The organism is Tenacibaculum aiptasiae, from assembly GCF_008806755.1.
Lineage (GTDB): Bacteria > Bacteroidota > Bacteroidia > Flavobacteriales > Flavobacteriaceae > Polaribacter > Polaribacter aiptasiae.
Genome location: NZ_WAAU01000008.1, coordinates 317,770 through 338,407, shown reverse-complemented (window position 1 = coordinate 338,407; position 20,638 = coordinate 317,770). Strand labels below are relative to the sequence as shown.

At 30.8% G+C, this 20,638-nt stretch carries 21 protein-coding genes; 17 read left to right on the top strand and 4 right to left on the bottom strand.

Translation table 11 applies throughout. From position 1 onward, the window contains the following. The first annotated feature begins 5 nt into the window (after nucleotides 1–5). From ribD to F7018_RS04310, 13 genes are all read left to right on the top strand, one after another. Nucleotides 6–1,058 (top strand): bifunctional diaminohydroxyphosphoribosylaminopyrimidine deaminase/5-amino-6-(5-phosphoribosylamino)uracil reductase RibD, encoded by a 1,053-nt coding sequence (gene ribD / locus F7018_RS04370; protein WP_150898796.1) that lies wholly within the window; start codon nucleotides 6–8, stop codon nucleotides 1,056–1,058. Further along, nucleotides 1,051–1,659, top strand: coding sequence for an HAD-IA family hydrolase (locus F7018_RS04365; RefSeq protein ID WP_150898794.1), 609 nt, complete (start codon nucleotides 1,051–1,053; stop codon nucleotides 1,657–1,659). The genes ribD and F7018_RS04365 overlap by 8 nt, the downstream gene beginning before the upstream one ends. A gap of 1 nt (nucleotide 1,660) precedes the next feature. After that, nucleotides 1,661–2,524: an EamA family transporter gene (locus F7018_RS04360; RefSeq protein WP_150898792.1), complete on the top strand. Its 864-nt coding sequence runs from the start codon at nucleotides 1,661–1,663 to the stop codon at nucleotides 2,522–2,524. Next, nucleotides 2,524–3,138: an IMPACT family protein gene (locus tag F7018_RS04355; RefSeq protein WP_150898790.1), complete on the top strand. Its 615-nt coding sequence runs from the start codon at nucleotides 2,524–2,526 to the stop codon at nucleotides 3,136–3,138. Before F7018_RS04360 ends, F7018_RS04355 begins: the two co-directional genes overlap by 1 nt. A 383-nt stretch (nucleotides 3,139–3,521) precedes the next feature. Next, nucleotides 3,522–4,016, top strand: a complete 495-nt coding sequence (locus F7018_RS04350; RefSeq protein WP_217701353.1) for a matrixin family metalloprotease — start codon at nucleotides 3,522–3,524, stop codon at nucleotides 4,014–4,016. Nucleotides 4,017–4,261: 245 nt separating this feature from the next. Beyond that, nucleotides 4,262–4,567 (top strand): hypothetical protein, encoded by a 306-nt coding sequence (locus tag F7018_RS04345; RefSeq protein WP_150898786.1) that lies wholly within the window; start codon nucleotides 4,262–4,264, stop codon nucleotides 4,565–4,567. Between the two features lie 125 nt (nucleotides 4,568–4,692). After that, nucleotides 4,693–4,902: a hypothetical protein gene (locus F7018_RS04340; RefSeq protein WP_150898784.1), complete on the top strand. Its 210-nt coding sequence runs from the start codon at nucleotides 4,693–4,695 to the stop codon at nucleotides 4,900–4,902. A 525-nt stretch (nucleotides 4,903–5,427) separates the two neighbouring features. Next, nucleotides 5,428–7,197 carry a 30S ribosomal protein S1 gene (rpsA, locus tag F7018_RS04335; RefSeq protein ID WP_150898782.1) on the top strand — a complete coding sequence of 590 codons (1,770 nt, stop codon included), beginning with the start codon at nucleotides 5,428–5,430 and terminating at the stop codon, nucleotides 7,195–7,197. 147 nt (nucleotides 7,198–7,344) lie between these two features. Beyond that, nucleotides 7,345–8,736, top strand: a complete 1,392-nt coding sequence (gene glmM, locus F7018_RS04330; protein ID WP_150898780.1) for a phosphoglucosamine mutase — start codon at nucleotides 7,345–7,347, stop codon at nucleotides 8,734–8,736. Between the two features lie 42 nt (nucleotides 8,737–8,778). Beyond that, on the top strand, nucleotides 8,779–9,600 hold the full coding sequence (locus F7018_RS04325) for a hypothetical protein (protein WP_394350028.1): 822 nt from the start codon (nucleotides 8,779–8,781) through the stop codon (nucleotides 9,598–9,600). A gap of 90 nt (nucleotides 9,601–9,690) precedes the next feature. After that, nucleotides 9,691–11,157 (top strand): aminotransferase class V-fold PLP-dependent enzyme, encoded by a 1,467-nt coding sequence (locus tag F7018_RS04320; protein WP_150898778.1) that lies wholly within the window; start codon nucleotides 9,691–9,693, stop codon nucleotides 11,155–11,157. A gap of 6 nt (nucleotides 11,158–11,163) precedes the next feature. Then, nucleotides 11,164–12,216 (top strand): M14 family zinc carboxypeptidase, encoded by a 1,053-nt coding sequence (locus tag F7018_RS04315; protein ID WP_150898776.1) that lies wholly within the window; start codon nucleotides 11,164–11,166, stop codon nucleotides 12,214–12,216. Nucleotides 12,217–12,299: 83 nt separating this feature from the next. Beyond that, a complete protein-coding gene (locus F7018_RS04310; protein WP_150898774.1) occupies nucleotides 12,300–12,779 on the top strand; it encodes an Lrp/AsnC family transcriptional regulator in 480 nt (159 codons plus the stop codon). Between the two features lie 65 nt (nucleotides 12,780–12,844). On the opposite strand, the gene F7018_RS04305 is transcribed toward F7018_RS04310, so the two are convergent. From F7018_RS04305 to F7018_RS04290, 4 genes are all read right to left on the bottom strand, one after another. Further along, the gene (locus tag F7018_RS04305; protein ID WP_150898772.1) at nucleotides 12,845–13,540 is read right to left on the bottom strand and encodes a pseudouridine synthase; all 696 of its coding nucleotides are present in this window, start codon (nucleotides 13,538–13,540) and stop codon (nucleotides 12,845–12,847) included. 2 nt (nucleotides 13,541–13,542) lie between these two features. Continuing rightward, nucleotides 13,543–14,748 (bottom strand): multidrug effflux MFS transporter, encoded by a 1,206-nt coding sequence (locus tag F7018_RS04300; protein ID WP_150898770.1) that lies wholly within the window; start codon nucleotides 14,746–14,748, stop codon nucleotides 13,543–13,545. Nucleotides 14,749–14,848: 100 nt separating this feature from the next. Next, nucleotides 14,849–15,175, bottom strand: a complete 327-nt coding sequence (locus F7018_RS04295; RefSeq protein WP_150898768.1) for a DUF6438 domain-containing protein — start codon at nucleotides 15,173–15,175, stop codon at nucleotides 14,849–14,851. Nucleotides 15,176–15,341: 166 nt separating this feature from the next. Next, nucleotides 15,342–16,334, bottom strand: a complete 993-nt coding sequence (locus F7018_RS04290) for a zinc-binding metallopeptidase (protein WP_150898767.1) — start codon at nucleotides 16,332–16,334, stop codon at nucleotides 15,342–15,344. Nucleotides 16,335–16,498: 164 nt separating this feature from the next. Between F7018_RS04290 and F7018_RS04285 the strand changes: the two genes are divergently transcribed. The 4 genes from F7018_RS04285 to nrfA are packed head-to-tail and all read left to right on the top strand — an operon-like array spanning nucleotide 16,499 to nucleotide 20,581. After that, nucleotides 16,499–17,737 carry an alginate export family protein gene (locus tag F7018_RS04285; RefSeq protein ID WP_150898765.1) on the top strand — a complete coding sequence of 413 codons (1,239 nt, stop codon included), beginning with the start codon at nucleotides 16,499–16,501 and terminating at the stop codon, nucleotides 17,735–17,737. Between the two features lie 2 nt (nucleotides 17,738–17,739). Continuing rightward, nucleotides 17,740–18,465: an iron-sulfur cluster repair di-iron protein gene (gene ric, locus F7018_RS04280; protein ID WP_150898763.1), complete on the top strand. Its 726-nt coding sequence runs from the start codon at nucleotides 17,740–17,742 to the stop codon at nucleotides 18,463–18,465. 18 nt (nucleotides 18,466–18,483) lie between these two features. After that, entirely contained in the window at nucleotides 18,484–19,080 is a 597-nt protein-coding gene (gene nrfH / locus F7018_RS04275; RefSeq protein WP_150898761.1) for a cytochrome c nitrite reductase small subunit, read from the top strand. A gap of 7 nt (nucleotides 19,081–19,087) precedes the next feature. Next, entirely contained in the window at nucleotides 19,088–20,581 is a 1,494-nt protein-coding gene (gene nrfA / locus F7018_RS04270; RefSeq protein WP_150898760.1) for an ammonia-forming cytochrome c nitrite reductase, read from the top strand. The last annotated feature ends 57 nt before the right edge of the window (nucleotides 20,582–20,638 follow it).

Below are 20,638 nucleotides of genomic sequence, written 5' to 3'. Positions count from 1 at the left end.
TTTTTTTGAATCACGAAAAATACATAAAACGCTGTTTAGAATTAGCAGAGAAAGGCATAGGTACTGCACGTCCTAATCCATCTGTTGGGGCAGTGGTTGTTTATCAAGATCGTATTATAGGTGAAGGGTATACAAGCGACTATGGGGGAAATCATGCAGAAGTAAATGCAATTCATGCAGTTAAGAATAAAGAACAGTTAAAGGAAGCTACTATATATGTAACGCTAGAGCCATGTTCGCATTATGGTAAAACACCACCTTGTGCAGATTTAATTGTTAGAAGTCAAATACCTAATGTGGTAATTGGTTGTATTGATACGAATAGTTTGGTAGCAGGAAAAGGTGTAGAGCGATTAAGAAAAGCAGGATGCTCTGTAACAGTAGGAGTATTAGAAAAAGAGTGTAAAGAGCAGCATAAACGGTTTTTTACAGTACAAAACAAAAAGCGTCCGTATATCATATTAAAATGGGCGGAAACTAATGATGGTTTTGTAGCTCCTATAACTAAAGATGAACAAAAACCAGTTTGGATTTCGAATCAATATTCACAACAGTTAGTTCATAAATGGAGAAGTGAAGAACATGCCATTTTGATTGGAACTAATACGGTAATAGCAGACAATCCTTCGTTAACTGTACGCAGTTGGACGGGGCGTAATCCTATAAGAATAGTATTAGATAAAAACTTGAGAATATCACAAGAAGCAAATGTGTTTGATGTTAACGTGAAAACTATTCTTGTAACAGAAACTAGAGAAGAGGAGAGGCAGATTTCAAAAGAAAAAGAAAATGTTATTTATGAAGAAATAGATTTCAAAACAAACATTGCTCAGCAGGTATGTGAAGTTTTACAAAAGCACCATATTCAATCGGTAATTGTAGAAGGAGGTACAAAAACATTGCAAACATTTATAGATGCTGAATTATGGGATGAAGCTAGAGTTTTTGTAGGGAATATAGAATTTAGAAATGGAGTTAAGGGGCCAGAGATAAAAGGAAAAATAATAAATAAAGAAAACATCGATAACGATGTGTTAAAGATATATTTAAATGATTAAAAACATCATTTTTGATTTTGGTGATATATTCATCAATTTAGATAAGGAAGCAACCTATAGAGAATTAGCAAAATTAGGAGTAACTGATATTTCTCAAGATATGATAGAAACCTATTATAAATACGAGATGGGGCTAATTTCTACTGATGAATTTGTTGATTTTTATCAAGTAAAATTTTCGCAATTAAATAGAGAAGATTTAGTAAATGCATGGAATGCTATTTTGTTAGATTTTCCATTGCATAGGCTAGAGTTTCTTAAAGAACTTGTTGCTTCAAAAAAATACCGAATATTTTTATTAAGTAATACGAACGATTTGCATATTTCGTGGATTCAAAATGATTGGGGAGCAGCATTATATAATGAATTTAAAAGTTGTTTTGAGCAATTTTATTTATCGCATGAGATAAACTTTAGAAAGCCGAATGCGAATATTTATGAATTTGTGTTGAATGAAAATAATTTGAATCCATCTGAAACAATCTTTATTGATGATACAGATGAAAATACAAATACAGCAAAAGAATTAGGAATACACGTTTGGAATTTAGCTCCTGGAAAAGAAGATGTAGTTGATTTATTAAAGAGGAAAGAATTTTAAAGTGGATTATTTAATATTAAGTGTTTTAGTCTCTAGTTTATTGTTTGTAATCTTTAAGCTATTTGATGTTTTTAAGATTAATACATTACAAGCTATCGTAGTAAATTATGCTATAGCTTTATCTTTTGGTTTATTTACTTCCGATATATCAATGTCTGTAGTAGAAATACCAGATCAGCCGTGGTTTTTTGGAGCATTTTGTTTAGGGTTTTTATTCATAACAGTATTCAATGTTATGGGGCTTACAGCACAGAAAAACGGACTTTCGGTAGCTTCAGTTGCAGGGAAAATGTCGGTAGTTATTCCTATAATTGTAGGAATTGTTGTTTATAAAGAAAGTGTTGGTTTTGTAAAGGTTGTAGGGATTTTGATGGCTTTGGTAGCAGTTTATTTATCATCAGCAAAAAGTGATACTTCTCCCGTAAAGTTTAAAAATTTAGTATTTCCATTATTGTTATTTGTTGGTTCTGGATGTATTGATGCAGGATTGAAATATGTAGAAAGTACATCTGTACCAGACGGAACAGTACCTATGTTTTTAGGAACAATATTCGGTTGTGCATTTATATTAGGTACCTTCTTTGTAATTATCCAAATGATTAACGGTAAGTTTCAGTTTCATTGGAAAAATTTGATAGGAGGGATAGCTTTGGGTATTCCAAATTATTATTCAATGGAGTTTTTAATTAAAGCATTGCAAACAAAAGGATTGGAGAGTTCTACTATATTTACTATCAACAATGTGTCAATTGTAATATTGACTACAGTTTTTGCTTTGTTATTTTTTAAGGAGAGATTGATTAAAAAGAATTGGGTGGGTATAGGATTAGCGATAATTAGTATTTTATTAGTAGCTTCGGCATAATGGAAGAGATTAAAGACACATATAAAACAATTGATGTTCCTTCAGAGGAAACCTTATTTAAAGATAGAAACAGTAAGTTTTTTGGTTATGCATTTCCTGTATTTTCTGAAGAAGATATTAAAGAAGCTTTAGAAGGTTTAAGAAAGAAACATCATTCTGCACGCCATTTTTGTTATGCTTGGCAACTTGGTACTGAAAAGATTAGATTTAGAGCTAATGACGACGGTGAGCCAAGTAATTCGGCAGGACAACCAATTTATGGGCAAATTCAAGCCTTTGAAGTAACTAATGTATTAATAGTATCTGTTCGTTATTTTGGAGGAACTAAACTAGGAGTAGGAGGTTTAATAAACGCTTATCGAACTTCAGCTCAATTTGCTTTAGAAGCATCAGAAATTATTGAGAAAACAATAGATATTCGATATAAATTGACTTTTGAATACGATATGATGAATAAAGTTCAACGTATTATAAAAGAAAGAAATTTAACTATTGTAGTTCAAAAATTAGAAATGAATTGCGAGTATATTATTTCTGTCCGTAAAAAAGAATCACAAACCATATTTGAAATTTTTGATACGCTGTTTAAGGTGGAGATTGAAGAGTTAGAATAGATTTAGTGTTTTATTCTTTATTTGACTTTTAGGTTCTTTTTGAATATATAATACCTATGGTTAGGTATTTTAATTTATTGTAATCATGTATAAGTTTGGTTTTTAACTAAAAGTATACTAACAATGAAAGCTAAAAATATTTATTTGGAAAGAAAAAAAGTAATCCATTTAAACCTTCTGGTGCTGAAGTACATATTTATGGAAAAAATGATGTAAAATGTAATACAGACTCTAAAGGTTATCCTACACCTAGGAATAAAAAACCTACAGAAATTGTATTAGATGCTTCTGAAGGTTTTATTCCCTTATGGAAAAAAGATGTAATTCTTAGATGGAGATTTAATCCTAGTTTATATAATTATTTTGAGAGCCCAGAAGAGGCTATGAATGGTATAAGAGAAATATTTTCACTGGGTGTTATGGAATGGAAAGATGCAGTTCCAGTAAAGTTTAGTGAAAGATATGATGCTTGGGATTTTGAAATAATTATAAAAAAAGATAATTGTGATTATATGGGATGTACTCTTGCAAGTGCTTTCTTTCCTGATAGTGGAAGGCATCAATTAGTAATTTATCCTAAAATGTTTACACAAAGTAAGCAAGAACAAATAGAAACAATAGCTCATGAATTAGGACATGTATTTGGACTTAGACATTTCTTTGCAGAAATTAGAGAGCAGGATTGGCCTTCTGTAAAATTTGGAAAGCATAAACCTTTTAGTATAATGAATTACGGAAGTAAGTCAATAATGACCGAAAATGATATAGCTGATTTAAAGCTTCTTTATAATAAAGTTTGGAATGGAGAATTAAGAGAAATTAATGGGACACCGATAAGAACTTTTTTTCCTTATCATATGTCTGGAGATTTAGTTTAGGTGAACTTCTAAAATCGAAAAACTACTTTAATGTAAATTAAGGTAGTTTTTTTATGTGAAAAAAATAGCTAATTTTTTTAAATGAAGATGACAAGAAAAAAGCAATTTTATGCAAATTAAAACTATTAGGAATAATTTAAAACTAATAGCGATTATTTAAAACTATAGGTTTTTGTGAGTTAGTAATGAGGGTTTTAACTTAGTTTCGATAAAAAACGCGAATTGCTAATTTCAATAAAATTCTTATGAAAAAGTTTATAGTAAACATTATTATAATGTTTTTAAATGTGCTACTTATAAGTGTACAAGAGTTGCCTAAAATTGTACCACCCTCACCAGATGTTGCTTCTTTGGGAAAGTATGGAGAAATACCCATAGGATATCAATATGGAACTCCCAATATAAATATTCCAATAACTTCAGTAAAAAATAGAAGATTAGAGGTTGATGTTTCTCTTTCTTATCACTCCGAAGGAGTAAAAGTAACAGAGTCGTCTTCTAATGTGGGAATGAATTGGACTTTAAGTACTGGAGGGATTATTACATGTTAGATTATAAAAGCTATTCTTTAATAAAAAAAACATTGTGAGCTTTTGAATAATATTTTCTAATGAAAATAGACACAAACGGTGAGTGTCTCTAAATGTTCGCTGTAAAATAACTTAAAATTTTAGAGATGAAAAAATCAATTTTAAACATCGGAAAAGCTTTGAATAAAGCTGAACAAAAATTAATTAACGGAGGAACTGGAATTAATTATGCTCAGTGTTTAAATCATTCTGATTGTCCTTCCGGTTACAGGTGTGTAGATAAATATAATAATCCTGATTTGGCAGGAGCACCACAATATAGTCCTGGATATTGTATTGTACTTGAAGTTGATTAATTTAAAACAAGAGAAGTCTTTCAAAAGACAATATTTGAAGACTTCTTTCTTATAATCTACAAATTGATATGAAAAATTCCTATTATCTTTTTTAATTATAAAATTAGTAACATCCTAATTGAGTAATTATTCAAAATGGTTGAGATTAATAACTAATTTACAGTTTTTTATATATTATGTACTGTTCAATTCGAGTAGCATTTTCGTTAAGTTACGGTATTAAGTTCTGTTAGAAGCGGTGAAATCTAGATTGTGTAAAAAATATATATTTTAAATTGATGCTTAAAAAGCAAAATAAGCGTAAATAAGAAAAAATGTTTGTGGTTATATAACCAGTAGTGAGATTAAATCTTTTAAAATCAAAAGCTTTGTAGGTTATTTCAATAAAACTTCGTAAATTTGCACGCCTTTTTACAAGAACAGATTTATAAAAGGTGTAAAATATATTTATAAAAGTTTAATTTCTCTTTGAGTTAGTATTGTTAAAAATCTGGCTAACAAGAAGATACAAAATTTATTTCAGACATGTCTGAAGAAACAAAAAAAGCTGCAGAAGCAGTAAACCCAGCAGAATTTTTAGCTAACTTTAACTGGCACAAATACGAAGAAGGTATTGATGAAGTTGATGAGTCTAAATTAAAAGAATTTGAAAAAGCCTTAGAAGGTACAGTAGGTTTCGTAAACGAGCGTGATGTAATCGAAGGTGAAGTAACAAGAATTACTGATAGAGATGCAATTATCGATATCAATTCTAAGTCTGAAGGAGTTATTTCTTTAAACGAATTCCGTTACAACCCAAATTTAGCTGTTGGTGATAGAGTTGAAGTATTAGTTGATAAAAGAGAAGATTCTTCTGGTCAATTAGTATTATCTCACAAAAAAGCACGTGTAATTAAAGCTTGGGATCGTGTTAACAATGCACACGAAACTGGAGAAATCGTTAACGGTTTTGTTAAGTGTAGAACTCGTGGAGGTATGATCGTTGATGTATTTGGTATTGAAGCATTCTTACCAGGTTCTCAAATTGATGTGAAGCCTATCCGTGATTACGATCAGTATGTAGAGAAAACTATGGAATTCAAAGTTGTAAAAATCAACCACGAATTTAAAAACGTAGTAGTATCTCATAAAGCATTAATCGAAGCTGATTTAGAAGATCAAAAACGTGAAATCATCGGTCAATTAGAAAAAGGACAAGTATTAGAAGGTGTTGTTAAAAACATTACTTCTTATGGTGTGTTTGTTGACTTAGGTGGTGTTGACGGATTAGTACATATTACTGATTTATCTTGGTCTCGTATCAACCACCCTAACGAGGTTGTTGAATTAGATCAAAAATTAAATGTTGTAATCTTAGACTTTGACGATAACAAGTCTAGAATCCAATTAGGATTAAAACAATTATCAGCTCACCCATGGGAAGCTTTAAATGCTGACTTAAAAGTTGGAGATAAAGTAAAAGGTAAAGTTGTTGTTTTAGCTGATTACGGTGCATTTGTAGAGGTTGAAGAAGGAGTTGAAGGATTAATTCACGTATCTGAAATGTCTTGGTCTACTCACTTACGTTCTGCTCAAGATTTCGTAAAAGTTGGTGACGAAGTAGAAGCTCAAATCTTAACATTAGATCGTGAAGATCGTAAGATGTCTTTAGGTATGAAGCAATTACACCCAGATCCATGGACAGATATTACTACTAAGTACCCTGTAGGTTCTACTCACACTGGTACTGTACGTAACTATACTAACTTCGGTGTATTCGTAGAATTAGAAGAAGGTATTGACGGATTAGTATATATATCTGATTTATCTTGGACTAAGAAAATTAAGCACCCATCAGATTTCGTAACTGTTGGTGATAAGTTAGATGTTCAAGTATTAGAATTAGACGTTGAAAACCGTAAGTTAAACTTAGGTCACAAGCAAACTCAAGATAACCCTTGGGATGCTCACGAAGCTACGTATGCAATCGGATCAACTCACGAAGGTACTATTAAAGAAAAGAATGATAAAGGTGCTACAGTAGTATTCGCTGATGGAATTGAAGCATTTGCTCCAACTCGTTTCTTAGAAAAAGAAGACGGATCGAAATTAGCTAAAGGAGATACTGTACAGTTTATCGTAACTGAATTTAGTAAAGAATACCGTAGAATTGTTGTTTCTCATACTTCTATCTTTAGAGAAGAAGAAAAGAAAAACATCAAGGCTGCTGCTAAGAAAGCTGCTGATGTAGAGAAAACTACATTAGGTGATATCGGTGGATTAGCTGAGTTAAAGAAGAAAATGGAAGGAAAATAATTTTCTAAACATTTATACCTATAAAACCGCTACAATTGTAGCGGTTTTTTTATGCTCTTAATTGTAACATTTGTTACAGTTAAAGACGCTTAGTTTTTAAGTTAATTTCTTAAATACCATTATATTTGTACCCTAATAAAAATTAATATGACACTTATAAAATCAATATCAGGAATCAGAGGTACAATAGGGGGAGCTACAGGAGATAACCTTACACCGATTGATGCTGTCAAATTTGCTTCAGCATATGGAGCATTCATAAAAAAAAGAAATCCAGAAGCTGAAAAAATTAAAGTAGTTATAGGAAGAGATGCACGTATTTCTGGTAAAATGATAAGTAACCTAGTAGCCAATACTTTAGTTGGTTTAGGAATTAATGTAGTCGATTTAGGATTGTCTACAACACCAACGGTAGAAGTAGCTGTACCGTTAGAAAAAGCACAGGGAGGTATTATTTTAACTGCTTCTCATAATCCAAAACAATGGAATGCTTTAAAATTATTGAACGAAAAAGGGGAATTTTTAAATGGAGCAGATGGTGAAGAAATTTTAAAGTTAGCTGAAAGTGAAGATTTTTCTTTTGCTGAAGTTGATGATTTAGGTTCATACAAAAAGAATAAGAAGTATCTAAAAAAGCATATCAAAGAAGTTTTAAAGTTAGATTTAGTAGACGTAAAAGCTATTAAAAAAGCTAAGTTTAAAGTGGTAGTAGATGGAGTTAATTCTACAGGAGGTGTATTTATTCCAGCTTTATTGAAAGAATTAGGTGTAAAATGTATCGAATTATATTGTGAGCCAAATGGACAGTTCCCACACAATCCAGAGCCATTAAAAGAGCACTTAACTGATATCTCAGAATTAGTAGTAAAAAAGAAAGCCGATTTAGGAATTGTTGTGGATCCAGATGTAGATCGTTTAGCATTAATTTCTGAAGACGGATCAATGTTTGGTGAAGAATATACATTAGTTGCTTGTGCCGATTATGTATTAGGAAGATTAGGTGGAGGAAACACAGTATCAAACTTATCATCATCAAGAGCATTAAGAGATGTTACAGAAAAGCACGGAGGAACATATACAGCTTCTGCAGTAGGAGAAGTAAACGTGGTGCAAATGATGAAGGATACCGATACAGTAATTGGTGGAGAAGGAAATGGAGGAATTATTTATCCAGCTTCTCACTACGGAAGAGATTCATTAGTAGGAGTTGCTTTATTCTTATCGCATTTAGCACATAAAAAAATGTCTTGTAAAGAATTAAGAGATTCATATCCAAGTTACTTTATGAGTAAAAATAAAATCCAGTTAACACCACAAATTGATGTTGATAAGATTTTAGAAACAATGGCTGAAAAGTATAAAAATGAAGAAGTAAATACCATAGATGGAGTAAAAATAGATTTTGCTGAAGAGTGGGTACACTTACGTAAATCGAATACAGAGCCTATTATTCGAATTTATACAGAAGCAAAATCACAAGAAAAAGCAGATTCACTGGCTGAAAGAGTGATAGAAGAAATCAAAGCAATAATAAAATAAGAAAATAACAACGCGTTGAAATTAAGAATAGTGAGTTTATTAATGATGTTGTTAACAACATCATTAATAGTAGGGCAAGAGAAAGAAGAAAAAGTAAGAGAGAAAAAGAAAGTTACAAATAAAGGAAAGTTCTTTGTTTACTGGGGTTGGAACTGGGCAGATTATTCTGATTCTGATATCCGATTTAAAGGTGAAAACTACGATTTTACATTATCTAATGTAAGAGCAAAAGACAGACCTACTAAGTTTTCTTTTAGAGATTATTTTCACCCAGGGAGAATTACCATTCCACAAACAAATTATAGAATAGGATATTTCTTTAAAGAGAATTATACAATTTCTATTGGAGTTGATCATATGAAATATGTAATGGTAAATGATCAGGATGTAACCATAAACGGAAATATAAATATAGGAAATGCAAAGTACGATGGTACTTATAACAATCAGACAATTAAGTTAACAGACGACTTCTTGCGTTTTGAGCATACTGATGGTTTAAACTATGTAAATGTAGAAGTAAAAAGATTTGACGATGTAAGTCACTGGTTTGGATTAAATATGGAGAACTTACAAATTAACTTAACAGAAGGAGTAGGTGCAGGTATTTTATTTCCAAGAAGTAACACAAAGTTATTAGAAAAAGAAAGATACGATGAATTTCATTTATCGGGTTACGGAATGTCTATAGGGGCAGGTTTAAATATCGCTTTCTTAAAACACTTCTTTATACAAGCTGATTTAAAAGGTGGATACATCAATATGTCTGACATAAGAACAACAATGAATCCAGCAGATAGTGCTTCTCAAAGTTTTTACTTTTTTGAAAACACTATATTAATAGGAGGTAAGTTTAGACTATAATTAAACAAAAAATATTAATTGGTTAATATTATAAATCTATTAGACTAGATAGTTTATTAATCTTAATTTTAACTGTAATACAATCTAATTATGAATTTAGAGCAATATTTTGATAAATTTAGAAAAAACATTGTAGGAATCGATCAAACCTACCAGTCGCCTTATGGTGAACAAAAAATGGTATATACAGATTGGACTGCTAGTGGTAGATTGTATAGACCTATTGAGGAACAGTTATTATACAAATTTGGACCTTTTGTAGCCAATACACATACAGAAACATCAACTTCTGGTGCAGCTATGACCTTAGCATACCATGAGGCAAGAAATATTATAAAACGTCATGTAAATGCATCAAAAGATGATGTTTTAATTACAGAAGGTTCTGGAATGACTGGTGTTGTAAATAAGTTTCAACGAATTTTAGGTTTAAAAGTAACTGAAAGTTTAAAAGATCATACACAAGTTCCTGAGGAATTAAAACCGATTGTATTTGTGTCTCATATGGAGCATCATTCAAACCAAACATCATGGATAGAAACAATTGCCGATGTTGTAGTAGTACCATGTAATGATGCTGGTTTGGTATGCTTAAAAAAGTTTGAGGAAACAATCCAGAAATACAAAGACAGACCAATTAAAATAGCTTCAATAGTAGCAGGTTCAAATGTAACAGGAATTAAAACTCAGTACCATAAAGTAGCTGCATTGATACATAAATATGGTGGACTTTGTTTTGTCGATTTTGCTTGCTCAGCACCCTATGTTGATATCAACATGCACCCAGAAAAAGAAGATGAGTATTTAGATGCTATTTTCTTTTCTCCACATAAGTTTTTAGGTGGGCCTGGAAGTTCAGGAGTACTTATTTTTAATAAGAAATTATACAAAAATATGGTGCCAGATAACCCAGGAGGAGGTACAGTAAGTTATACAAATCCTTGGGGAGAACATGACTATTTTGATGATGTTGAAACACGTGAAGATGGAGGTACTCCAGCTTTTTTACAAACAATTAAAATAGCTTTATCAATTCAGGTAAAAGACCAAATGGGAACTGAAAACATGAAAAAACGTGAGGATGAAATAAATCCAATCATTTTTGATTGTTTAGAGAACTTAGATGGCGTTCAGATATTAGCACCAAACCATAAAGATCGATTAAGTATCTTCTCGTTTTACTTTGAAAAGTATCACTTTAATTTAGTAGTAAAATTATTAAATGATCGATTTGGAATTCAAACAAGAGGAGGTTGTTCCTGTGCTGGTACTTATGGGCACTTTTTATTGAATGTAGATCAAAATACTTCACATAAAATAAAAGATCAAATATTAGAAGGATGTAATACCGAAAAACCAGGATGGGTACGTTTATCAGTACACCCAACCATTACAAATGAAGAGGTTAATTACATCTGTAATTCATTAAATACATTAGCTGATAATATAGAAGAGTGGTCGAAAGATTATACATATGATATGCAAAAAAACGATTATATTCATATATCAGCCATACCTATAGAAAAAGAGCTAGTGGCAAACTGGTTTTCTTTATAACAATATATGAAACAAATAGCATCTTCTTTTTTAGAAAATAATTATTCAACAATTAAAGAAAGTGAAATATCTGGTAGATGGATTACCTTAAAAGATATTGAACCACTATATGAAAAATTAACTACTTCTATTCAAAAGAAAGTAATAGGAGTATCAGAAGAAGGAAGAGATATTTATCAATTAAAATTTGGTTCAGGAAAAAGAAAAATTTTTATTTGGAGCCAAATGCATGGTAATGAAAGTACAGGGACCAAAGCATTATTTGATTTCTTAAACTTTATAAAAGATTTTTCAGATTCTGAAATAGTAAAAGCTATTGAAGAAAATTGTGAGATAGTTATGATACCAATGTTAAATCCAGATGGAGCAGAGGTATACACTCGAGTTAATGCTAATAACATTGATTTAAATAGAGATGCTGTAGCATTGGAAGCTAAAGAAAGTAAGTTATTAAGAAAAGTATTGAACGCATTTAATCCAGAGTTTTGTTTTAATTTACACGATCAAAGAACCATTTTTGGTGTAGAAGGAACTAAAAATCCAGCAACAATTTCATTTTTAGCACCATCGGAAGATGTTTCAAGAAAAGTTACAAGTGGTAGAAAAGAGACCATGAATGTAATTGTAGCTATGAATTCATTATTACAAGAATTTATTCCAAATCATATTGGACGTTACACAGATGAATTTTACCCAACAGCAACAGGAGATAATTTTCAAAAGTTAGGGCACAATACAATTTTAATTGAAGCAGGACATTATCAAGAAGATTATAACCGAGAAATGGCGAGAAAATTTAATTTTTTCGCGCTATTACAGGGAATTTATCACATTTCTACAGCAAAAAACTTTGAAAATTATACCGATTATTTTTCTATTCCAAACAATATCAAGAACTTCTATGATGTAATTTATAGAACAAAAAATAATGAAAAAGATGTAGCATATCAGTATGTCGAGAAAGTAGAAAATGGTAAATTTGCACTCACCTTAACTAAAGAAAAGGAAGGAAATTTATCAACCTTTCTAGGTCATAAAGAATTCAATAAAAATAACTAAAAATTAAACTTTTGTTAAACTAAGTTGTTTTTATTTGTAAAAAAAACATATTTTAGCAGTATTACTTGAAGAAAACAAAAAAAATGAAGAAGTTCGTACTAGATGAAATCGATCACCAAATTTTAGACATTTTAATTGAAAATGCTCGTACTCCTTTTACTGACATAGCAAAGAAATTATTAGTATCGGCTGGTACTATTCATGTTCGTGTTAAAAAAATGGAAGATGAAGGAATTATTCAAGGATCTACATTAACCTTGAACTATGAAAAAATGGGATATTCGTTTATAGCCCATGTAGGTGTATTTTTAGAAAAAACATCTATGACACAACATGTTTTAGATAATTTACGCTTAATACCAAATGTGACAGTAGCATATGTTACAGCTGGTAAGTATAATATATTCTGTAAAGTAAGGGCTAAAAGCACAAACGATGCTAAAGATATTATTTATAGAATTGACGATATTCATGGTGTAAATCGTACAGAAACGATGATTTCTTTAGAAGAAAGTATCAATGATAAAAAGCGTTTAATGCACGCTATTTTTAAAGAAATTTAATTTTAGAATAATTAATTAAAAAAGGGTTACATTTTTATGTAACCCTTTTTTAATATTATTAGTTTTTAAATATTCCAATTAAATTTCTCGAAAAGAATATTCCAATCATTAGGAAGCTTAGCTTTTAATATCATTTCCTTGTTAGATATTGGGTGCTTAAATGTCAAAGAATATGCATGTAGAAAAAGATTCTCACAATTAAAGTTTTCTATAAACATAGTATTATGATTCTTATCACCATATTTAGGATCACCAATTAAGGGGTGACTTATCTTATTCATATGAATACGCAATTGATGTAAGCGTCCTGTTTTGGGAGATAATTTAACTAAGCTATATCGTGAAGTATCATAAGGTTTTACAGGAATATCAAGAGTTATCTTATCGACTAATTCAAGTAAAGTTTCAGCTTCTTTATGCACATTTGCATCTCTACCTTTTACAGGAGAATCAATTATTTTTCTTTCAGGCGCATGTCCACGAACAATTCCATAATATGTTTTTTGAATTTCATTATTGGTAAACAATTCTTGGAACTTAGAAACAAAAGAAGTTTCTTTTGCTAATAAAATGATACCAGAAGTTTTTCTGTCTAATCTATGAATAGGGTAAAATTTCTTTCCAAATTGATTAAATAACAGTTGTAATAAAGAGTCTTCATCAGAAACATTTCTAGAATGATGTGCGTGATGTACAACAACATTATTAGGTTTAGATACGCAAATAATATATTCGTCTTCAAAAAGTATGTCTAATGTCATAATTAGCTTTTTACTGCTTTAAGTTTAGTTATTTTCAATAAAACTATTGATAAGGTACCACAAACTAGAAATCCAATGAATAGTGGAAGGGTAGTGGTAATAACAAATTTACCTATAAAAGTAGCAATAGGTACAGCCATTATTGTAGAAACAAATCCATTAATAGCCGCTCCAATACCAGCAATATGCCCTACAGGTTGCATAGCAAGTGCTCTTAAGTTTCCAAATAGAAAACCAATTGCAAAAAATTGTAAAGCAAAAAAGGTTAATAAAATTACAATACTTGGGTTTTCTTTTTGATAAAATAAAAAGATATATAAAATTGGAATCAATGTAAATACAACCAAAAAGACAGAAACCAATTTATACATACCAAATTTCATAACGAAAGTTCCGTTTAAAAAAGTAGCAAAACCTACAGCTATTGCAAGACCTGCAAAGATGTATGGAAACTCATCTACTAAATGATATTGTTCTTGAAATATTTGTTGAGAAGCACTTAAATAAACCATAAAGGACCCAGTGATAAATCCAGATATTAAAGTAAAAACAATGGCTTGTTTATGCTTTATGAATTCTTTAGTACCAGTAATAAATAATTGGAAAGAAAATTTAATTTTATTCTCTTCCTTTAAAGTTTCTGGTTGACGTTTCCATAGCCAAATCATGACAATAACTCCAAAAATTAACTGACTATAAAAGATAGATTTCCATCCATAAATATCTAACATTAACTTGCCTATTGCTGGTGCTACAACTGGAACCATGATAAAAATAACAACAATAAACGACATTATTTTAGCCATATAATCGCCACTAAAAGAGTCTCTAACCATTGCTATGCTTATTGTTCTAGGAGCTGATAATCCAATTCCTTGAAGTATTCTACCAAAAACCATCATTTCAATAGAAGAGGCACTTACACAAATAAAACTAGCAATGACAAAAAGTATAAAACCACCATAAATTATGGGTTTTCTACCTAAGCTATCGGAAATAGGACCAGATATTAATTGACCAAAACCTAAACCTAAGAAAATCATTGTTACAAGTAATTGATTATCACTTGATGCTTGTTGAATATTAAGAGATAATCCTATTTGTTCTAAAGCAGGTAATAAAGCATCTATTGATAAAGCTACTAGCGACATTAATGAGGCCATTAAAGCTATGAATTCTAATTTAGAATTGTTTTCTTGTTTTTGCATTCGGCAAAAATACTGCGTTTATCTTCAGTATAACCATTTATAACCAAAAAAAGACCATTTTTATACAATGGTCTTTTTAAAACAAACAAATAGAAAAAAACTACTCAATAATTTTTTCCAATAACCTAACTAAGTCTTTTATTTTTTCTTTATTTCTTACCGAAAGCTTTTTACCATTATACTTTAATATTGTAGAAGGTAAGTCTCTTATAGTTTCATTTTTTATATTGAAATCAACTTTTTTAAGTTCATCTTCAATTTCCTGTAATTGATTTTTAGAAAGAGAGAATTTATGTTCACCTTCTAAAGTTACATTTTGTAATCCCTTATAAATTACTTTACCATCATTATAAACATACATGTCAAAAACGGGGCATTTACCCATACATGGAGTTTTACCATAATATAATAACGGAGTCTCTTTCATATTTTTAGATAAAGAACAGCTACTAAGAACAGTAAAAAATAATATGTATAATAACGATTGTTTCATATTTAATAGTTTAAAAATGACGCCATCAAGAGATAAATGATTGAAGGGTAGTATAGAAGGGTATTTACTCTCAACAGCGCCTTTTAACGTATATTAATTATTAATGTCTACATTTAGTTTTATAAGGATTTCCAAAAGTATTAGCTTGTTTCCATTTACCAGGTTCAGGCAATTCAAATGCATAAGCTTTACCTTTTCCTCTGAGCTGTAAATTTTTTCTAATATGATTTCTAAATTCTAATAACTCGCTCTTTTCATACATTAGTAGAATTTTCTTTTCTGCAATTGAGTTTCCTGCTGGTTTATCTTTTCTAGTAATGAAAGTTGCAAATACTTCGGCAATATCCTCAGGAGGGTTTGTTGAGGCGTATTGGGTTACAAACTTTTCTTTATGTTTATTATAGAATTTTTGTTGAGACTCTTGATCTTTTTTAGCTATTTGATATTCTTCCCAAATATCTTTCCAATATTTTCCATGTAATTCATTTATATAAGAATTGTCTTTAGCACAACCTTCTCCTGGAAAATAGTTTTTACAATTTTCTGCTGTAATGGCAGCATTCAATTGAGTGTCGTTTAAAGTTAAAACATGCCCAAATTCATGAATAATAGTATAAGAAACTTCTCCACCAGCATTAAAACCACCTTGATAAGCATAATTAATAGCAATACCCATTTTCCAACTAGATAAATCTTTTTTTAATTGTACTACAAAACCAGCACTTCCAGAAACTGAGCCATTGTAAATTAAAAATTCGCCCATTTTTTTTCGTTGATTTAATGGTACTATCTTTTTTACTAAATCCCATATCTGATTATGTTTAGCAACATCTTTCTGATATTCTAAATCTTGCCCAGTAACTTTATAATCTTTGATTTTTGAAATATTATCGCCATCAATTTTATATAAAGTAATTTCACCATCACTACCTTGTTCTTGACTACCAGTACCAGTGTTTCCTGAATTTGAACCGTTAGAGTTACCAGTGCCATTAGAAGGGATTACAATAGTATCATCATTGCTACACGAGTTTATCACTAAAATTGATAAAACAATGAAAAGAGGTATAATTAATCTTTTGATTTTCTTCATAATGTTTAAATTTTAATTAGTAACTAAATCCGCGCGGCTATATAAGTTAAACAGCAATAACAAAATCTACCCTACTTAAAAAATGCATCTATGATTTTTATCATAGAATAAAGAATTGTTTCTACTGAAATTTGTGCTTATAGATAATGTAAAATCGAATTATTATGAAAGTATTTAAATTTCTCTCAGCATTTTTACTGTTATTCTCATTAACAGGTTATGCACAACAATTACAAATTGATGCTGAAATACGTCCTCGTGCAGAATACAGACATGGTTTTAAAACGTTATTTCCAGATAACGAAAAAGCAGCTTTATTTACATCGCAAAGAACACGTGTAAATATTGATTATAGAATTGAGAAATTGAACTTTTATGTAAGTGTTCAAGATGTTAGAGTTTGGGGAGATGTACCTCAATTAAATTCAAGCGATTCAAATGGATTAAGTATACACCAAGCATGGGGAGAAATTATGTTAGACTCTAATTTTTCTTTAAAACTAGGGCGTCAAGAAATTGTTTACGATGATAGTAGAATGTTTGGTAATGTAGCTTGGGCACAACAAGCTAGAAGTCATGATTTGGCGCTATTAAAATATAGAAAGAATACTTTTAAGTTAGATGTTGGTTTAGCGTTCAATCAGTCTAGAGAAAATATTATTGGTACAAACCTAATAACACCCAACACATATAAAGCATTACAGTATGCATGGATTCATAAAGATTTTGAGAATTTCTCAGGTAGTTTTTTATTCTTGAATAATGGACTACAATCTACTTCTGGAATAAAATATAGCCAAACTGTTGGTACACATTTAAAAACTAAAAGAAATAAATTAAATATAGCGGCTAATATCTTTTATCAGTTTGGAAACGATGTTAATAACAATGATTTAAGCGCTTATTTATTTGGTTTGGAATCAAACTACAAGGTAACAAATAAAACAACGGTAGGTTTAGGTGTTGAGTTACAAAGCGGTAACGATTACAATATTGCAAGTGGAAAGAACAATGCTTTTAACCCTTTTTATGGAACAAACCACAAGTTTAATGGGTTTATGGATTATTTCTATGTTGGAAATCACATAAATAGTGTAGGGTTATTAGATATTTATGCTAAAGCTAATTTTAAATTAAATCCAAAATCTAATTTAACAGCATTTGTTCATAATTTTTCTGCTGCAGCCGATATCAATAGCACAGTTTCAAAACAGCTAGGAACAGAAGTGGATCTTGTTTATGGATACAGATTTACTAAAGAAATTGGAGTTAAAGCTGGGTATTCTCACTTATTTGCTTCAGAAGGAATGAGAGCACTAAAAGGGAACTTTGAAAATACCAATAACTGGGGATGGGTAATGGTAACTATTAACCCTGTATTATTTAAAACGAAAAATAAATAGTTATGGTAGTGTCAAGAGAAAAAACAGTAGCAGCATATGTTACCGAAAATATTAAAACTGCACATATTTTCAAGAAGCATGGAATAGATTTTTGTTGTGGAGGAGCTATTACAGTAGAAAAAGCTTGTAAAAAAAACAATGTTGATCAAGCAATTTTAGAAAAAGAGCTTTCTGAAGTAGATAAAGTGGTAGATAAGTTACAAGATTTTGATAGTTGGAGCTTAGATTTTTTAATAGTTTATATTGAAAATCTTCACCATACATATGTAAGAGAAAGTCTTCCTTTATTGTCTCAATATGCTAATAAAGTGGCAAAAGTTCATGGACATCATTATGAAGAAGTAGTTATAGTAAATAAGCTCTTTCATGAAGTAGCAAACGAGTTAATTTCTCACATGCAAAAAGAAGAGCAAATTCTATTTCCTTTTATAAATCAGTTGGTAGATGCCAAAAAGAAAAAGGAAGTGTATAAACGACCTCCATTTGGCACCGTAAATAATCCAATTAAAATGATGGAACATGAGCATGAAAATGCAGGAGGTGTTTTAAAGGAAATAGCTAGGTTAACAAACAATTATACACCACCAGAAGGAGCATGTAATACGTTTAAAGCTTTATATGCTAAACTAGAAGAGTTTGAACAGGATTTACATCAGCATATACATTTAGAAAATAACATTTTACACCCAAAGGCTATTAAGTTAGAAAAAGAGTTAACAGCCTCTTAAAGAATAAAAACAAAAGACTTGAATTTTAATCGCGAAATATTACCAAATAAAAAATCTAAATGGAGAAAAGTAGCTATTGTTTTAATAGGAATAGTTACAGGATTAGGTTTTTTTATGGCAAAAGAGGCTTCTTTAGTTTCTTATATGTCAGATGATCCCTTGGCATGTGTAAACTGTCATGTAATGACGCCTATGTACAATAGTTGGATGCATAGTTCGCATAGAGAGCAAGCTTCTTGTAATGATTGTCATGTACCACATGATAATGTTTTTAACAAATATTATTTCAAAGCTAAGGATGGTTTATTTCATGCTTCGGTTTTTACAGCAAGAGCAGAGCCAGAGGTAATGTTTATGAGAGAAGCTTCACAAGAAGTAGTACAAAACAATTGTATAAGATGTCATATACAACAAGTAACACAAGTAAAATACGACGGTTGGCTTGAAAATCATCAAGAAAATAGAACAGAACGTAAATGTTGGTCTTGTCATCAAGAACTTCCCCATGGTACGGTGCATGGAATTTCTACTATAAGAAATAACATTGCTCCAATCCCCACAGATAATGTAGAAACGGTAATTCCAGAATGGCTTAATCAACAAATAAAAAAGTAACAAAACAATGAAAAACAAATTATTATTCTTAGTAACTGTAGTAGTCGTTTTTCTACTAGGGCTACTAGCTTCAAGCATTGTAAATAGAAAAAATGAAGCAAAGTATAAATACGTACCTCAGGTAGAAATTAGCGAAAATGAGCCTAGAAATGAAGAATGGGGTAAAAATTTTCCGGCAGAGTATCAATCTTTCTTACAAACTGAAAAAAGTGATTTTGAATCTTTTCAAGGAGGTTCAAAAATGAGAGATATGTTAGAAGAAGACACTCGTTTAGTAGTACTTTGGGCTGGTTATGGTTTTTCAAAAGATTATAGTCAAGGTCGTGGTCACCAAAATGCAGTGGTCGATTTACAAAACAGTTTAAGAACTGGAGGGCCTAAAGGAAAAGGAGATGGACCAATGCCAGCTACTTGTTGGACATGTAAAAGTCCTGATGTACCTAGGTTGATGAATGAAGTTGGAATTACAGAGTTTTATAAAGGAAAATGGGCCGATAAAGGACATGAAGTAATCAATCCAATAGGTTGTGCAGATTGTCACGATTCAAAAACAATGAAACTTACAATTACCAGACCAGCATTGGTAGAAGCTTTTGAAGCAATGGGTAAAGACATTAACAAAGCAACTCACCAAGAAATGCGTTCGTTAGTATGTGCACAGTGCCATGTTGAGTATTATTTTGATAAGAAAAAACCAGGTAAAGAAGGAGTTCCATATTTAACATTTCCATGGAAAAACGGAATGTCGGTTGAGGCAATGGAAAAGTATTATGATGATATGAATTTTAAAGATTGGACGCACAAATTAAGTAAAGCTCCAATGTTAAAAGCACAACATCCAGGGTATGAAACTTATTTAACAGGAGTACACGCAGATAGAGGGGTTTCTTGTGCCGATTGCCATATGCCTTATAAAAGTGAAGGAGGACAGAAGTTTACCGATCACCATATACAATCTCCAATGAATAATGTAGCAAACTCATGTCAAGTTTGTCATAGAGAAGAAGCAGATAAATTAAAAGCAAATGTATATGAGCGTCAACAAAAATCTACAGAAGCAAGGTTAAAATTAGAAGATGCTTTAGTAAGAATGCATGTAGAAGCAAAAAAATGTTGGGATTTAGGAGCTACAGAAGAACAAATGAAAGATATTTTGATGGATATCCGTCATGCTCAATGGCGTTGGGATTATGCAGCAGCTTCACACGGGGCTTCTTTTCATTCACCAGTAGAAACGGGTAGAGTTATAGCAAGTGGTTTGGACAAAGCTACAGAAGGACGTGTAAAATTAGCTCGTTTGTTAGCAGAATTAGGATACAATAAGCCTGTAGAAATGCCAGATATTTCTACTAAAGAGAAAGCACAAGCATACATAGGCTTAGACATGGAAAAACTTCATAAAGAAAAGGAAGAGTTTAAACAAAACTTACTTCCAAAATGGTTAGAGGAAGCAAAAGAAAGAGAAAAGACTTACGGAAGTAAAAAAGTTTCTTTGAATTAATTAAAACTTCAGTGTTTAGATGTTAAAAGATAATTTTTAGAGGTTAAACTTTAAAAA

Coding starts and splice junctions, on each gene's coding strand:
- F7018_RS04365 (WP_150898794.1), top strand. CDS start 1,051: ATGATTAAAAACATCATTTTTGATTTTGGTGATATATTCATCAATTTA.
- F7018_RS04355 (WP_150898790.1), top strand. CDS start 2,524: ATGGAAGAGATTAAAGACACATATAAAACAATTGATGTTCCTTCAGAG.
- F7018_RS04350 (WP_217701353.1), top strand. CDS start 3,522: ATGAATGGTATAAGAGAAATATTTTCACTGGGTGTTATGGAATGGAAA.
- F7018_RS04345 (WP_150898786.1), top strand. CDS start 4,262: ATGAAAAAGTTTATAGTAAACATTATTATAATGTTTTTAAATGTGCTA.
- F7018_RS04340 (WP_150898784.1), top strand. CDS start 4,693: ATGAAAAAATCAATTTTAAACATCGGAAAAGCTTTGAATAAAGCTGAA.
- rpsA (WP_150898782.1), top strand. CDS start 5,428: ATGTCTGAAGAAACAAAAAAAGCTGCAGAAGCAGTAAACCCAGCAGAA.
- glmM (WP_150898780.1), top strand. CDS start 7,345: ATGACACTTATAAAATCAATATCAGGAATCAGAGGTACAATAGGGGGA.
- F7018_RS04325 (WP_394350028.1), top strand. CDS start 8,779: ATGATGTTGTTAACAACATCATTAATAGTAGGGCAAGAGAAAGAAGAA.
- F7018_RS04320 (WP_150898778.1), top strand. CDS start 9,691: ATGAATTTAGAGCAATATTTTGATAAATTTAGAAAAAACATTGTAGGA.
- F7018_RS04315 (WP_150898776.1), top strand. CDS start 11,164: ATGAAACAAATAGCATCTTCTTTTTTAGAAAATAATTATTCAACAATT.
- F7018_RS04310 (WP_150898774.1), top strand. CDS start 12,300: ATGAAGAAGTTCGTACTAGATGAAATCGATCACCAAATTTTAGACATT.
- F7018_RS04305 (WP_150898772.1), bottom strand. CDS start 13,540: ATGACATTAGACATACTTTTTGAAGACGAATATATTATTTGCGTATCT.
- F7018_RS04300 (WP_150898770.1), bottom strand. CDS start 14,748: ATGCAAAAACAAGAAAACAATTCTAAATTAGAATTCATAGCTTTAATG.
- F7018_RS04295 (WP_150898768.1), bottom strand. CDS start 15,175: ATGAAAGAGACTCCGTTATTATATTATGGTAAAACTCCATGTATGGGT.
- F7018_RS04290 (WP_150898767.1), bottom strand. CDS start 16,334: ATGAAGAAAATCAAAAGATTAATTATACCTCTTTTCATTGTTTTATCA.
- F7018_RS04285 (WP_150898765.1), top strand. CDS start 16,499: ATGAAAGTATTTAAATTTCTCTCAGCATTTTTACTGTTATTCTCATTA.
- ric (WP_150898763.1), top strand. CDS start 17,740: ATGGTAGTGTCAAGAGAAAAAACAGTAGCAGCATATGTTACCGAAAAT.
- nrfA (WP_150898760.1), top strand. CDS start 19,088: ATGAAAAACAAATTATTATTCTTAGTAACTGTAGTAGTCGTTTTTCTA.